At 66.4% G+C, this 14,616-nt stretch carries 10 protein-coding genes; 5 read left to right on the plus strand and 5 right to left on the minus strand.

Annotation, left to right across the window (positions count from 1 at the left end; translation table 11 throughout):
- Positions 1-7 precede the first annotated feature (7 nt).
- From valS to EDD25_RS15255, 5 genes are all read right to left on the minus strand, one after another.
- A complete protein-coding gene (gene valS, locus EDD25_RS15235) occupies positions 8-2,605 on the minus strand; it encodes a valine--tRNA ligase (protein ID WP_134174466.1) in 2,598 nt (865 codons plus the stop codon).
- A gap of 292 nt (positions 2,606-2,897) precedes the next feature.
- On the minus strand, positions 2,898-4,577 hold the full coding sequence (locus EDD25_RS15240; RefSeq protein WP_134174468.1) for a dipeptide ABC transporter ATP-binding protein: 1,680 nt from the start codon (positions 4,575-4,577) through the stop codon (positions 2,898-2,900).
- A complete protein-coding gene (locus tag EDD25_RS15245; RefSeq protein WP_134174470.1) occupies positions 4,574-5,440 on the minus strand; it encodes an ABC transporter permease in 867 nt (288 codons plus the stop codon). Before EDD25_RS15245 ends, EDD25_RS15240 begins: the two co-directional genes overlap by 4 nt.
- On the minus strand, positions 5,437-6,360 hold the full coding sequence (locus tag EDD25_RS15250; protein ID WP_134175582.1) for an ABC transporter permease: 924 nt from the start codon (positions 6,358-6,360) through the stop codon (positions 5,437-5,439). Before EDD25_RS15250 ends, EDD25_RS15245 begins: the two co-directional genes overlap by 4 nt.
- 66 nt (positions 6,361-6,426) lie before the next feature.
- Entirely contained in the window at positions 6,427-8,079 is a 1,653-nt protein-coding gene (locus EDD25_RS15255) for an ABC transporter substrate-binding protein (RefSeq protein ID WP_134174472.1), read from the minus strand.
- Positions 8,080-8,274: 195 nt separating this feature from the next.
- Between EDD25_RS15255 and EDD25_RS15260 the strand changes: the two genes are divergently transcribed.
- From EDD25_RS15260 to ndk, 5 genes are all read left to right on the plus strand, one after another.
- On the plus strand, positions 8,275-8,562 hold the full coding sequence (locus EDD25_RS15260; protein ID WP_134174474.1) for a hypothetical protein: 288 nt from the start codon (positions 8,275-8,277) through the stop codon (positions 8,560-8,562).
- A gap of 270 nt (positions 8,563-8,832) precedes the next feature.
- Positions 8,833-12,261 carry an isoleucine--tRNA ligase gene (gene ileS, locus EDD25_RS15265; RefSeq protein ID WP_175183004.1) on the plus strand — a complete coding sequence of 1,143 codons (3,429 nt, stop codon included), beginning with the start codon at positions 8,833-8,835 and terminating at the stop codon, positions 12,259-12,261.
- The gene (locus EDD25_RS15270) at positions 12,254-13,726 is read left to right on the plus strand and encodes a bifunctional folylpolyglutamate synthase/dihydrofolate synthase (RefSeq protein ID WP_134174478.1); all 1,473 of its coding nucleotides are present in this window, start codon (positions 12,254-12,256) and stop codon (positions 13,724-13,726) included. The genes ileS and EDD25_RS15270 overlap by 8 nt, the downstream gene beginning before the upstream one ends.
- Positions 13,723-14,142 (plus strand): DUF4233 domain-containing protein, encoded by a 420-nt coding sequence (locus EDD25_RS15275; RefSeq protein ID WP_241986404.1) that lies wholly within the window; start codon positions 13,723-13,725, stop codon positions 14,140-14,142. The genes EDD25_RS15270 and EDD25_RS15275 overlap by 4 nt, the downstream gene beginning before the upstream one ends.
- Positions 14,139-14,561 carry a nucleoside-diphosphate kinase gene (ndk, locus tag EDD25_RS15280; RefSeq protein ID WP_134174482.1) on the plus strand — a complete coding sequence of 141 codons (423 nt, stop codon included), beginning with the start codon at positions 14,139-14,141 and terminating at the stop codon, positions 14,559-14,561. Before EDD25_RS15275 ends, ndk begins: the two co-directional genes overlap by 4 nt.
- Positions 14,562-14,616: the final 55 nt, after the last annotated feature.

Consider the following 14,616-nt stretch of genomic DNA (forward strand, 5'->3'; position numbering starts at 1 on the left):
GGTGCTCCTAACTTTCCAACACGGTGGCGAACACAATGTCGGTCACGGCTAATTCGCTGCCCTCGACAAAAATCAGTTCATCGATCCGACCCACTGCCTTGAGATCAGCGGCGGCCAGCGCAAGCAGGCCGACCTCCGGTGTCGTTCCCCTTATTACAGCAGATGAAATGTCGGTTTTCGGGGAGGCTTTGGCATCGGTCTTTCCGCGCCGGATGCCGGTGAGGGCTCGGCTGGCCAGATCGAGCAGCGCGATGTTGCCGCGTGAGGCACCGGCGTCCTCCGAGATGAGCTCGGAAACGATCGGCCAGGGGGCACGGTGAATGGATTCGTCGTTCGTCCATGACCAAGCTTCCTCGGTGGCGAAAGGCACGAAGGGCGCGAAGAGGCGAAGGAGCGTCGAGAGGGCGGTGCGCAGCGCAGCGACGGCCGAGTCCCTGGCCGCCCCGGGCTCTCCGTAGGCGCGTTCCTTCACCAGCTCAAGGTAGTCGTCGCAGAACGTCCAGAAGAAGCTCTCGGTCACCTCGAGGGCGCGAGCGTGGTCGTAGTTCTCGAAGGCCTTGGTGGCCTGGCCTACGACGAGCGCGAGGCCGGCGAGCATGCTCTGGTCCAGCGGCTCTGACACCGGCGCGTCGGTCTTACCCTCGAAGGCGAGGATGAACTTGCTGGCATTGAGGATCTTGATCGCCAGGCGACGTCCGATCTTGATCTGCGTCGGGTTCTGCGGGTCGAAGGCCGCATCGGTTCCGAGGCGAGACGAGGCCGCCCAGTAGCGCACGGCGTCCGAGCCGTGCTTCACGAGCATGTCTGCGGGGGTGACGACGTTGCCCTTGGACTTGGACATTTTTTTGCGGTCGGGGTCCACGATGAACCCGGACAGTGCCGCGTGCTGCCACGGTGAGGTTCCGTGCTGCTGTTCGGCGCGCAAGAGCGTGCTGAACAGCCAGGTGCGGATGATGTCCTGCCCCTGCGGGCGCAGCGAGTATGGGAACACCAGCTCGAACAATTCGGGGTCGCGCTCCCAGCCACCGGCCAGCTGCGGGGTGAGGGACGACGTGGCCCACGTGTCCATCACGTCGACTTCGCCGACGAAGCCGCCGGCCTGCCCGCGCTGGTCCTCCGTGTAACCGGGGGCGGCATCCGAGGTGGGATCGACGGGGAGCATATCGCGGGTCGCAACGACCGGCGCATCGAAGAGGGGGTTGGCGTCGGCGTCGAGGGGATACCAGACCGGGAGGGGAACGCCGAAGAAGCGCTGGCGTGAGATAAGCCAGTCCCCGGTCAGTCCATTGACCCAGTTCTCGTAGCGGACCTTCATGAATTCCGGGTGCCACTGCAGGTCGGATCCATGCTTGAGCAGGCGGGCACGCAACGCTTCGTCGCGGGCGCCGTTACGGATGTACCACTGGCGTGTGGATACGATCTCGAGGGGCTTGTCGCCCTTTTCGAAGAACTTGACGGCGTGCACGATGGGCTTGGGGTCGCCGACGAGCTCACCGCTTTCGCGCAGCAGGGTGACGATGGCGGCCTTGGCGCCGAAGACGGTCTTGCCGGCGAGCTGGGCATACGCTGCCACGCCCGTCTCCGAGGTGATCACGTCGGGGGCGTCGGCGATGATGCGGCCGTCGAAGCCCATGATGGCGCGGTTGGGCAGGTCGAGTTCGCGCCACCAGACCACGTCGGTGACGTCACCGAACGTGCAGATCATCGCGATTCCGCTGCCCTTGTCCTTCTGGGCCAGGTGGTGGGCGAGTACGGGCACCTCAACGTCGAAGAGGGGCGTGCGAACGGTGGTGCCGAACAGGTGCGCGTAGCGCTCGTCGTCGGGGTGGGCGACGAGGGCGACGCAGGCCGGAAGCAGTTCGGGGCGGGTGGTCTCGATGTTGATGACCTCGCCGCCAGGCTGGTGGAAGGATACGCGGTGGTATGAGGCCGGCTGGTCCTTGTCTTCGAGTTCTGCCTGGGCGACGGCGGTGCGGAACGTGACGTCCCACAGGGTGGGCGCCATGGCCTGGTAGGCCTCACCGCGCTCAACGTTGCCGAGGAAAGCGAGCTGCGAGGTGAACAGTGCCTCGTGGCCGATCGTGCGATAGGTCTGGTTCCAATCGACGCTCAGCCCGAGGGTGCGCCACAGCTCTTCGAACTGCTTCTCGTCCTCCTTGGTCAGCACCTCGCACAGCTCAATGAAGTTGCGGCGGCCGATCGGCAGTTGGTCGGCGGCCTTGATGCTCTTGCCATCGCCGCCCTCAAACGGCGGTACGAGATTGTCGACATAGGGGAGCGACGGGTCGCAACGCACGCCGTAGTAGTTCTGCACCCGGCGTTCGGTGGGGAGACCGTTGTCATCCCAACCCATCGGGTAGAACACGTTCTTGCCGCGCATGCGCTGGAAACGGGCAACGACGTCCGTGTGCGTGTACGAGAACACGTGGCCGATGTGCAACGATCCGGAGGCGGTGGGCGGGGGAGTGTCGATCGAGTAGATCGACTCCCTGGTCGCGATCTCGCGGTCGAAACGGTAGGTGCCAGAGGCGTCCCACCTGCTCTCCCACTTGGCTTCGAGGCCTTCGAGGGCGGGCTTCTCGGGGACGCGGTCGACGTGGTTCATGACTCTCCGGTTCGGTATATGCGGCACCGTGTCTTTGGTGAGGTGCCTGAACGTGCCCTTCCAATCTACCGGACGCCCCGTTGGGAGCGATATTCCCGATGAATCTACCAAACGAGACGACCCCAGCACCTCTTGCCTGGGGGGAGGCGGTCAAGGGGCCGGGGCCGTCGTTCGGAGTGGGGGACTCCACCTACAACGGTAGGGGGAGTCGCCTGACAAGAGGCTGGAAATCGCGGCACAAGTGCACCCAAAGCGAGTGGCACCCCAACGCCCGAGGTGGCAGCGGCCCTGCCTATCCGAGGGTCAGCGTCGGCACCGCGGCGAGCAACTGCCGCGTGTACGCCTGCGCCGGTGACCTGAAGATCTGCGCGGCGGCACCCGTTTCAACAATTCGACCGTTCTGCATCACGGCAACGCGGTCGCTCATATGCTGCACGACCCCGAGGTCATGGGAGATGAAGATCATGCTCAGCCCGAGTTCGCGCTGCAGTTCGTCGAGCAGGTCGAGAACCTGCGCTTGCACGCTCACGTCGAGGGACGATACCGGCTCGTCGCAGATCAGAACTCGAGGCCGGCCGGCCAGGGCGCGGGCGATGCCGACACGTTGTCGCTGGCCGCCGGAGAGCTGGAGCGGGCGTCGATCGAGCACGGTGCTGTCAAGACCAACACTGTCAAGCAGCTCGAGCACTCGAGGGCTCGACGTTCGTCGTCGGCCGCGCCCCTCGCCGGCGGCATCACGCATGATCTCCGCAACCGAGTGCCGGGGATCGAAAGAGCCGAGCGCGTCCTGGTAGATGGCGCCAACAGATGCCCTCCGCGGCCGCCGCTGCGCCTCGCTGAGGGCGCTCCACGGCTCGCCCATCACCTGGACGTTTCCGCGGTCGGCGGTGCTCAGCGCGAGCAGCAGGCGCGCCGTGGTGGTCTTGCCCGATCCGGACTCGCCCACGATTCCGAGGGTGGTGCCCTCGTCGAGGTGGAAGGAGACGTCGTCGACGGCGTTGACCCTGGTCCCGTCGGGCCGGGTGAAGGTCTTCACGAGGCCGCGAGCCTCAAGCGCAACCGTGGCTGCGCTGGGCGTGCTGGCTGAGCCGCGCTCCCGAACCTGCGGTGCCTCGGCCAGGGCGCCACCGGCGGGCACAGCCGCCGGTGGCGCCAGGCGGGTGCCCCGTGGCTTGTCCCCGGGAACCGCGGCGATCATGCGGCGCGTATACACATGCTGCGGGCTGCGCAGCACCTCCCGGGTTGGTCCACTTTCGATCAGCTCGCCGTCACGCATCACCGCAACGCGGTCGGCGATCCGGCTCACGACCGCCAGATCGTGGCTGATCAGCAGCAGGGCCGTTCCGCGGCGCTTGATGTCGCCGAGCAGTTCAAGGACCTGCGCCTGCACGGTCACATCGAGCGCGGTCGTGGGTTCATCGGCGATGAGTAGCGGCGGGTCAAGTGCGATGGCCGCGGCGATGAGCGCTCGCTGCCGTTCGCCGCCCGAGAGCTCTCCCGAGCGTTGCAGGACCCGCATGTCCGGTTCGGGCAGTCCCACGGCTGCGAGCAGCTCAATCACCCGCTGTCTGCGGGCCGTGGCACCCATGCCGGTGTGCAGCCGCAGGGAATCCCCGATCTCGCGGCCGATGGGGCGCAGGGGGTCCAGGGAAACGAGGGCATCCTGCAAAACGAGTCCAATATCGCGCCCGCGGCGTTGTCGCCACGCGGCAGGGGACAGGTCGAGCACGGAGCGCCCTCCCAGCGCGACCTCGTCGGCACGCACCGTCGCGTTCGCGCCGGCAAGCCCCAGCAGGGTCCGCGCCGTCACCGACTTCCCCGAGCCGGATTCACCGACGATGGCGAGACATTCGCCGGCCGCAACCTGGAACGAGACGGACCGAACGACCGTGGCCCCGCCGAACGACACGCTCAGGTTGGCTACGGACAGGGGAAGCCCCGGCCCCTCACTCGGGCGATTCACCGCGGTCATGCGTGACGCAACCGTCGCTCAATGCTGCGGCCGAGGACAGTGGCCGTGACGGCGGTCAGTACGATGAACAGCCCAGGGAAGAAACTCATCCACCACGCAGACGTGATGTACGTGCGGCCCGCGGAGAGCATGGCGCCCCACTCGGCGGTCGGCGGGGTGGAGCCGAGGCCGAGGTAGCTGAGCGTGGCCGCCCAGACGATGGCCTGCCCAATCCCCAGGGTTCCGAGTACGAGCAGGGGCATGAGGGTGTTGGGCAGAATGTGGCGGGTCAGGATGGTGACGCGGCTGAGTCCCTGCACGGTGGCGGCCTCGACAAATGCCGATGAGCGAACGGTCAGAATCTGCGCTCGGATGATGCGGGCATAGCCGGGGGCGGTCGACAGGCCAACGGCAATCGTCGCCGTGGCGACCCCCGGACCAAAGATGAGGATGAACACCAGCGCGAGGAGCAATCCGGGAAAGGCGAACAGCACCTCGAGCAGACGGTTCACGGTGAAATCGACGACGCGGCCGAGCATCCCCGCAAGGACACCGAGCAGCAGGCCGAGGCCCAGGCCGATTGCCGTGGCAGCCGCGCCGATGAGCAGGGAATTGCCCGTGCCGTGCACCACGCGGGTGTAGATGTCCCGGCCGGACTCGTCGGTCCCGAACCCGTGCGCGAACGACGGGGACGTGAACGCCGACAGCGGATCGATGGCGAGGGGGTCACCGGGCGCCACGAGGTGCGGTACGAGCGCGGCGGCGAGGAGGAACAGGGCCAGCAGGCCGGTGACCGCCTCCACCGCGCTCACGCGCCGTGCCTCGACGCCCTGCTGGCGTCCCTCGGACGAGGCGACGCGTGCTCGAATCTCAAGTTCGCTCATGCGAGGCGCAATCGGGGGTCGGCGACGCGAGCGGCCACATCGGTGAGAACGGTCATCACAATGTAGGCGAGGGCCACGATCAGGACCACACCGACCACGACCGGAACGTCGCGCACGGTCACCGCGTTGAGCAGGGTTCGGCCGAGCCCCGGCCGGGCGAAAATGGTTTCCACGACGACCGCTCCGCTGATCAGTGAGCCGAAGGCCCAGCCCGAGAGATTGATGGCCGGGAGCGCGGCGTGGCGCAGGGCGTGAACCCAGCGCACTCCGCGTTCGCTCTCTCCGCGGGCCCTCGCCGAGAGCACGAAGGGGGACTCCAGCGCGGTGAGCAGGGACTCCCGCATGAGCTGGCCCAGAAAACCGGCGAGGGGAACGGCGAGGGTCACGACGGGCAGAACGAGTCCGGCCGCTCCCGAGGTGCTGATGGGCGGGACGAGGCCCCACCAAATGCTGAAGACCACAATGAGCGATGTGGCGAGCCAGAAATGGGGCAGCGCTGCCCCGACGATCTCAAGCCCGGAACCGATCCGTAGCGCGACGACGCCGCCGCGCGTCGACCACGTGGCGAGCGTGAGCGCAAGCAGCCACGCGAGGGCGAGGGCGAGTATCGCGAGAAGCAGCGTTCCGCCGATCTGGCTCATGACGAGCGGTCCCACATCCATGTTGAGGGCATAGGAACGGCCAAGGTCACCGGTGGCCAAACGACCCAGCTGAGCGAGATACTGCACGAGGAGCGGCTGGTCGAGTCCGTATTCGGCGCGAACTGCGGAGAGCGCCTCAGCGGATGCCTGCGACCCCGGCCCGCCGAGGATCGCCTGGGCGGGGTCCCCGGGGATCAGGCGCACGGCGAAGAAGGTGAGCGTGGCCACGAGCCAGAGCACGCCGATCGCACCGAGCGCTCGCACGGCCAGGCGCACCATGCCGGAGCGCGCCGCAACCAGTCGGGTGCCTCGAGTGTCATCGGGCGCCGTGCGGCGGAGCATCGGCTACCGGTTCAGCCAGGCGTCATAGAACGTGGGAGTGGAGACCGTCGGCAGGGCGCGGGTCCCCTGGACGGCGGAACCGAGCAGGAAATGGTTCTGCTGGTCGTACAGCGGAAGGATGTAGAAGCCGCTGAGGATGAGGTCCTGGGCCTCGTTGTACAGTGCAGCCCGCTGGTCGGCATCGGACACCTGGGCGGCCTCGGTGAGGAGCTTGTCGATCCGGGGATCGTTGACCTGGGCGTGGTTGGCGAAGTACCCGCTCGGTGCGGGGACGATTCCCGCGGAGTCGTAGAGAATTCGAAGGACGTCCGGACCGACCTTGGTGTACGGAGCGCTCACAGCGTCGTACTCGTTGGCGCCGAGCGCGCCGTACCAGCTCGACAGGTCCATGGGGGTCAGGAGCACGTCGAAGCCGGTCTCCTTCGCTGTCGCCTGGATCTGCTCGAATACGGACTGTTCTGCGGGGATCGACTGGTTGGTGCTCACCGGGAATACGACGGAGAGGCGAACGCCGTCCTTGACCCGATAGCCGTCGGAGTCCCTGGTGGTCCATCCGGCCTCGTCGAGAAGCTGATTCGCGGTGGAGGGGTTGTACTCGAACAGGTCGGGGCGCTCAAGGGCCATCGGTTCGACGCTGGAGAGCGCGGAGGTGGAGCGCTCGGCTGTGCCCTGGAACAGGCCGGAAACGGCGTCGTCGATGTTGGCCGATCGCACGAACGCTTCGCGCACGAGCGGATCGTTGAAGGGGGCCTTGCCCGAGTTCAGTTCGATGCGGTTCGACGCTCCGGGGCGCGGGGCGTCGAGGTGCGCGATCGTGTCGCTCGCCTGGGCCTGCGCGATCGTATCGGGCTGGGCGTTGTCGATCACGTCGACCTCACCGGCCTGCAGGGCGGCGTAACGCGACGCGGAATCCGGGATGAAACGCCAGACGATCGAGTCGAGATATGCCGGCCCCGTGTTCAGGGCGTCCTCGGGCGGGGACGTGTAGTCGTCGTTGCGCACGAGTGTGATCGCGTTCTGCTTGACCCAGCTGTCCACCATGAACGGTCCGGTGCCAACCGGCGCGGCGCAGTTGTCGTCCTGACTGCGCGCCAACGCGGTCGGAGACTCGATGGCGAGCCAGGGCTGCGACAGGGATTCGAGCAGCGCGCTGTCGGGTTCGCTCAGCACGAATCGCACCACGTTCGTGGAGACGGCCTCGGTCGCGGTGACCTTGCCGAGTGCGAGGTAACCGGTGGAGGAACCCGTCTCCGGATCCTGCAGGTGATCGACGTTGGCCTGAACGGCTGCCGCGTCCAGGGGGGTGCCATCGGTGAAGGACACGCCCGTCTTCAGGGTGAAGTCCCATGACAGCCCGTCGGGGCTTTCCTCCCACGAGTCCGCGAGCCACGGGATGATCGCGCCCGACGAATCACGGGAAACGAGGGCTTCGAGGAATTGCCCGCTGACGAGCGCTTGGGGATAGTTCCCGCCCACGTGGGGGTCGAGGCACGTCGGTTCCGCATCGCCGGAGGCGTAGGTGAGCGTGCCTCCGCGGACCGGGTCGCCAACGGGCGTCTGGGGCGCCGTGCCGGAGCACGCGGTGAACAGAAGTCCGGCGGCGGCCACCGGGGCCACGAGTCGGAGGGTGCGGAGGAGTGGGCTCCGAAGAAGCATGTCGTCTCTTTCATCAGCGTGTCCGGCCGAGACAGGCGGGTTGCCAACATTCAGTGATACACGGGCCTGCGTCCATGATACGTGACACCGGTCGCGGGGATTTCTCGTAAAGGGGGGGGGGCTTTTTACCGCCGTACTGCCTACTATGGGGATGTCTTAAGGAGCAAAAGCCCTCCAGACCAAGGGGAGACCGCAATGCAGGCACACCGGCTGACCATCAACACGGACTCCTTCCACCTGCCGGCCGACTACGACGTGGCCGGGCTCAAGTCGGCGCTCGCCGCGGCAGCGCGACACGGCGGCGGGTTCGTTGACCTCGTCAGTACCTCCGGCACACACCTGGCCCTGCTCGTCACCCCCAGCTCGACCGTGAGATTCGAGGCCCTGCCCGACTTCGACGACCTCGACGTGTACGCCGCCCGTCCGCTTCTCCTGGACGGTGGCGCGTTCGCATTCTACGAAGAGGACTACGCGCTCGAGTAGTGCGACCCGAGCCTGTCGTCGGCTAGAATCGGAGGAGAATGACTGTGATCCGGCCATCACCGGTGAGTCTTCGGCAGAACAGCAACCGTCCCCGGGCGGGCGCCCACTAGAGCCGAACGGGTCGGGCCCGTCACAGCCTATGAAGAAGCGGTCACTCCGGCAGGGTCATTCCTGAAGCGGGCAGTGGCAAGCGAGGTGGTACCGCGGCGGCTCCCAACAGAATCGTTCGTCCTCGTGGCAAAGGCCAAGCGCCCGTCCACCAGGAGAACAATTTTGTACCCCAAGGCTCACAATTCCGGCCAGCAGGCCCCCGGCGCTCCCGCCTCGTCGGGTGCTGCCGCCTCTCCCGGAGCAGGGGTCGTCCCGTCGCCGAGCTTTCCCGCGCTGGAGACCGAGGTGCTCGCGTTCTGGAAGGAAGACGGCACCTTCCAGGCGTCCATCGATAACCGGGCGGATGCCCCGGAGTGGGTCTTCTACGACGGCCCGCCCTTTGCCAACGGGCTGCCGCACTACGGGCATCTTCTCACTGGATACGCGAAAGACCTCTTTCCCCGTTTTCAAACCATGCGCGGCAAGCAGGTACACCGCCGCTTCGGCTGGGACACGCATGGCTTGCCGGCCGAGCTTGAGGCCGAGCGCAAGCTCGGAATTACCGACAAGAGCGAGATCGAGAAGATGGGCCTCCAGGCGTTCAACGCCGTCGCCAGGGACTCGGTCCTCGAGTACACGAAGGACTGGGAAGAATACGTCACCCGGCAGGCCCGCTGGGTGGACTTTGAGAACGACTACAAGACCCTCGATATCACCTACATGGAGTCGGTGATCTGGGCGTTCAAGCAACTGCACACCAAGGGACTCGCCTATGAGGGTTACCGGGTGCTGCCATATTGCTGGCGCGACCAGACCCCGCTGTCCAACCACGAGTTGCGCATGGACGACGACGTCTACAAGATGCGTCAGGACCAGACGGTCACCGTGACGTTCCCGCTCGTCGGGGCCAAGGCCGAAAGCCTCGGGCTCACGGCCGTGCGGGCGCTCGCGTGGACCACCACGCCGTGGACCCTTCCGACGAACCTCGCCCTCGCGGTCGGCCCGGACATCGTCTACGCCGTTGTTCCGGCCGGCCCGAACGGAACCCCCGATGCAACGGTGCGCCGCGAAGAGGTCCTCTCCGAGCTGTCCGTTCCGGCGGAGGTGCTCGGCGCGGAGTACCTGATCGCGATCGATCTCGTGGGCAACTACGCGAAAGACCTCGGGTACGAGTCTGCGGACGATGCCGTCACCGCGATTTCACGCACCGTGGGCGGACGTGACCTCGAAGGCGTCTCCTACGACCGTCTCTTTGACTACTACGCCGACGCAAGCGTCTGGGGCACACAGAACGCCTGGCGTTTCGTGCTTGCCGACTACGTCACGACCTCTGACGGTACCGGCATCGTGCACCAGGCGCCGGCCTACGGCGAGGAGGACCAGACGGTCTGCCAGTCCTACGGGATCCCCGTCATCCTCTCCCTCGACGACGGCGGAAAATTCCTTCCCGAGATCGAGGAGGTCGCCGGCCAGCTCTGGAGTGACGCGAACAAGCCGCTCACCCAGATGATCAAGGCCGAGGGCCGTTTGGTGCGCCAGGCGAGCTACGAGCACTCGTACCCGCACTGCTGGCGCTGCCGCAACCCGCTCATCTACAAGGCCGTATCGAGCTGGTTCGTGCGCGTCACCGACTTCCGTGATCGCATGGTTGACCTCAACCAGGACATCAACTGGGTGCCGGACAACGTGAAGGACGGCCAGTTCGGCAAGTGGATCGGCAACGCCAGGGACTGGTCCATCAGCCGCAACCGGTACTGGGGCTCGCCCATCCCGGTGTGGAAGAGCGACAATCCCGAGTACCCGCGCGTAGACGTGTACGGCTCCCTCGATGAACTCGCCGCCGACTTCGGAGTGCGCCCGACCGACCTGCACCGCCCCTACATCGACGCTCTCACCCGGCCCAATCCCGACGACCCCACCGGGCAGTCGACGATGCGCCGCATCACGGATGTGCTCGACGTCTGGTTTGACTCCGGTTCGATGCCGTTCGCCCAGGTGCACTATCCCTTCGAGAACCGCGAATGGTTCGACACCCACAACCCGTCCGACTTCATCGTGGAGTACATCGGTCAGACGCGCGGCTGGTTCTACCTGCTGCACGTGCTCTCGACCGCGCTCTTTGACCGGCCGGCGTTCAAGAACGTCGTCAGCCACGGCATCGTGCTCGGCAACGACGGCCAGAAGATGTCCAAGTCGCTGCGCAACTACCCCGACGTGAACGAGGTCTTCGACCGCGACGGCTCCGACGCCATGCGGTGGTTCCTCATGAGCTCCCCGGTGCTGCGTGGCGGCAACCTGATCGTCACCGAGGAGGGCATCCGCGAGGCCGCCCGCCAGGTGATGCTGCCGCTCTGGAGCACCTGGTACTTCTTCTCGCTCTACGCCAACGCGGCCAGTGAAGAGGGCTACGATGCACAGTGGCGCACCGACTCCACGGATGTACTCGACCGCTACCTCCTCGCCAAGACGCGTGACCTGATTGTGGGCGTCGCCACCGACCTGGAAGCCTTTGACAGCACCGTTGCGACCGCGCGGGTGCGGGAATTCACGGACGTGCTCACCAACTGGTATGTGCGCCGGTCCCGTGACCGTTTCTGGGGCGGCACCGAGAACACCGAGGCCTTCGACACCCTGTACACCGTGTTGGAAACGGTGTGCCGGGTCGCGGCGCCCCTGCTCCCGCTCGTCACGGAGCGAATCTGGCAGGGACTCACCGGAGGGCGCAGCGTGCATCTCGCCGACTGGCCGGACGCGGAGCTCTTCCCGGCCGACGACGCGCTCGTCGTCGCCATGGACCAGGTACGACTGATCAGCTCCACCGTGCTGTCCTTGCGCAAGCAGGCGTCACTTCGGGTGCGCCTTCCGTTGGCGAACCTCACCGTGGTGACCTCGCGGACCTCGGCCCTGACCGATTTCGAGGGCATCCTGCGCAGCGAACTCAATGTGAAGACCGTCAGCCTCGTGGAGCTCGCTGATGACAGCGCCAGCGCGTATGGCGTGACCTCTCGCCTCGTCGTCAACGCCCGTGCGGCGGGGCCGCGACTGGGCAAGCGCGTGCAGCAGGTCATTCAGGCCGCCCGCGCCGGTGACTGGAGCGAGAGCGACGACGTCGTCACCGCCGGCGGCATTGAGCTCGCCGCGGGCGAGTACGAACTGTCATTGCAGGCCGGCGAGGCCGGCGACACGGGAACGGCCCTTGCGCTGCTTCCCGCCGGTGGCTTCGTGCTGCTGGACACGAACACCACTGCTGAACTGGAGGCCGAGGGCTTCGCCCGCGACCTGATCCGGGCCGTGCAGGACACCCGCAAGTCCGCCGGTTTCGACGTGAGTGATCGCATCCGTCTCAATCTCGTTTTCCTCAACGAGGATGACGCAGCCGTCTTCGATCTCGCATCGAACGTCGATGTGGCGGGAGATACGCTCGCCACCGCGTTCGCCACGCACCGTCCGTCCGAGGGCGAGGTTCCGGGCGCGCTTCCCTCCGAGTGGCTCCCTGGGCTCGTCGGTGCCCCGGTGGAGCACTACGTACGGTTCGAAGCCGCACATTATGTCAACCGCGGACCACTTCTTGTGGCCGTCGCCCGAGTGAACGGAGTCGAGAATGTCTGACCTGAATGAACCGAACGACTTCGACGACCTGGGTGCGCCCGGCGAATCCGGCGAATCCGGCGAATCCGGCGAGCCCACGGAGCAGAGCGCGCTCAACGAACCCACCGAGCCGAACGAGGAAACGCGTGAGGCCGGCGATGCCGTCTTCGCCGCGCTGCTCACGCGTGTGGGGGAGTCAGCGCCGCGTCCGCGGCTCGAACCCACGCGGCGGGCAATGGACCTGCTGGGCGACCCGCAGCGTTCATACCCGATCATTCACATTGCCGGAACCAACGGTAAGACGAGCACGAGCCGGATCGCCGAGAGCATCCTGCGTGCCTATGGACTCCGCACCGGCCTCATGACGAGCCCGCACCTCGTTCGCCTCAACGAACGAATTGTGATCGACGGCGAGCCGATCAGTGATGAGCTGCTCGCCAGCAACTGGCAGGACATTCAGCCCTACCTTGCCATGGTCGACGCAGGGCTCGAGAAGGACGGAGAGGAAGCCCTCACGTTCTTTGAGGCCCTCACCGTGCTCGCCTTCGCGTGCTTCGCGGACGCGCCGGTTGACGTTGCCGTCATTGAAGTGGGCATGGGGGGCGAGTGGGATTCCACGAACGTCGCCGACGGGCAGGTCGCCGTCTTCACGCCGATCGCCCTTGACCACACGCAGCGGCTGGGCAGCACGGTTGCCGAGATCGCGCGCACCAAGTCCGGCGTCATCAAGCCCGCCTCCGCCGTGGTCTCAGCGGCGCAGGGCGCAGATGCCAGCGCGGAGATCGAGCGCGCGGCCGGGCTGCGCGATTCGACCCTCGCGGTCGAGGGCGAGGCCTTTGAATTGTTGGAGAGCAGGGTCGCCGTCGGTGGTCAGCTCATCTCGGTTCGAGGGATCGCCGGCACCTACACCGAGCTCTTCCTGCCGCTCTACGGATCCCACCAGGCGCAGAACGCGGCCCTGGCCATTGCAGCCGTTGAATCCTTCCTCGGCGGTGGCACCCAGGAACTTGTTGGCGACCTGCTCGCCGAGGGACTCGGCACCGCAACGTCGCCGGGGCGGCTGCAGCTCGTGGGGATCGAACCCACCGTGTTCATCGACGCCGCGCACAACCCGCACGGGGCCACAGCCCTCGCCGCGGCGCTCGACGAGTACTTCGACTTCGAGGAGATCGTTGCTGTCGTGGGCATTCTCGGCGACAAGGATGCCGAGGGCATCATTGACGCACTCGCGCCCCGGGTGGCCCGGTTCCATGTGACCCCGTTGCAGTCCGAGCGTTCTCTCGACGTTGATACCCTGGCCGACATGATCGCCGAACACACGAGCGAGGAAACCACATTCCGCTTCGGCGGCACCGCCGATGCCCTCGAGCAGGCCCGCGCGTGGGCGAGTGAGAAGCCCAAGCGAGCCGTCATCGTCACCGGCTCGATCACTCTCGTTGGTGAGGCCCTCACCCTCGCCGACACCGGGGAATGGATGAAGCCGTGACGAATGTCTCCGACCCATCGGAGCCCGCAGACCCGGCGAACCGACCGGAAGGCCCAAGGCCCCGCCGGGGTCTGACCTCCGGTCCGCGGTCCGTCAAGCGTTCCCTCGCGTCGATCGTGCTCGGATTCGAGAGCATCGTCGTTTTCCTCGCCGCCCTCGTGACCTTTGGTCTCGGGTCGCTGCCGCCACTCGTCGCACTCGGTGGGGGAGCCGTTTTGTGCCTGGCCACGGTCGCGCTCATCGGGCTCCTGCGCTTCAGCTGGTCCTATCCGGTCGGCTGGGCGCTGCAGGCCATCATCATCGCCACCGGATTCATCACCCCCGCCATGTTTTTCGTGGGCGCACTCTTCGCCGCCATGTGGACCTACTGCATGATCCAAGGCACTCGCATCGACAATCAGAAGGAAATCTCATGAACACTCCAATCGAAGAAACTCTCGTTTTGATCAAGCCCGACGGCGTCGCCCGCAACCTCACCGGCGAAATCCTTCGCCGCATCGAGGCCAAGGGATACTCCCTCGTTGACATCAAGCTCGTTCAGGCCGACCGTAGCCTGCTCGCTGCCCACTACGCCGAGCACGAGGGCAAGCCCTTCTACCAGCCCCTCGTCGAATTCATGGAGAGCGGCCCCATCGTCGCTTTCCGCATCGCCGGAAACCGTGCCATTGAGGGATTCCGTGCCCTTGCCGGCACGACGGACCCCACGACCGCTGCTCCGGGAACGATCCGTGGCGACCTCGGTCGCGACTGGGGCGTCAAGGTCCAGCAGAACCTCGTGCACGGCTCCGACTCGCCCGAGTCGGCCGCGCGCGAACTCGCACTCTGGTTCAACTAGACCGCACTGCCAAACGCCGCCCCGCTGGGACGCCCGACTTCGGGTGCCTCGGCGG

The organism is Cryobacterium psychrophilum, from assembly GCF_004365915.1.
GTDB classification, from domain to species: domain Bacteria; phylum Actinomycetota; class Actinomycetes; order Actinomycetales; family Microbacteriaceae; genus Cryobacterium; species Cryobacterium psychrophilum.

Excerpts from the sequence above, each read along its gene's own strand:
- ndk (WP_134174482.1), top strand. The coding sequence starts at position 14,139 with ATGAACACTCCAATCGAAGAAACTCTCGTTTTGATCAAGCCCGACGGC.
- EDD25_RS15255 (WP_134174472.1), bottom strand. The coding sequence starts at position 8,079 with ATGCTTCTTCGGAGCCCACTCCTCCGCACCCTCCGACTCGTGGCCCCG.
- valS (WP_134174466.1), bottom strand. The coding sequence starts at position 2,605 with ATGAACCACGTCGACCGCGTCCCCGAGAAGCCCGCCCTCGAAGGCCTC.
- EDD25_RS15245 (WP_134174470.1), bottom strand. The coding sequence starts at position 5,440 with ATGAGCGAACTTGAGATTCGAGCACGCGTCGCCTCGTCCGAGGGACGC.
- EDD25_RS15250 (WP_134175582.1), bottom strand. The coding sequence starts at position 6,360 with ATGGTGCGCCTGGCCGTGCGAGCGCTCGGTGCGATCGGCGTGCTCTGG.
- EDD25_RS15260 (WP_134174474.1), top strand. The coding sequence starts at position 8,275 with ATGCAGGCACACCGGCTGACCATCAACACGGACTCCTTCCACCTGCCG.
- EDD25_RS15270 (WP_134174478.1), top strand. The coding sequence starts at position 12,254 with ATGTCTGACCTGAATGAACCGAACGACTTCGACGACCTGGGTGCGCCC.
- EDD25_RS15240 (WP_134174468.1), bottom strand. The coding sequence starts at position 4,577 with ATGACCGCGGTGAATCGCCCGAGTGAGGGGCCGGGGCTTCCCCTGTCC.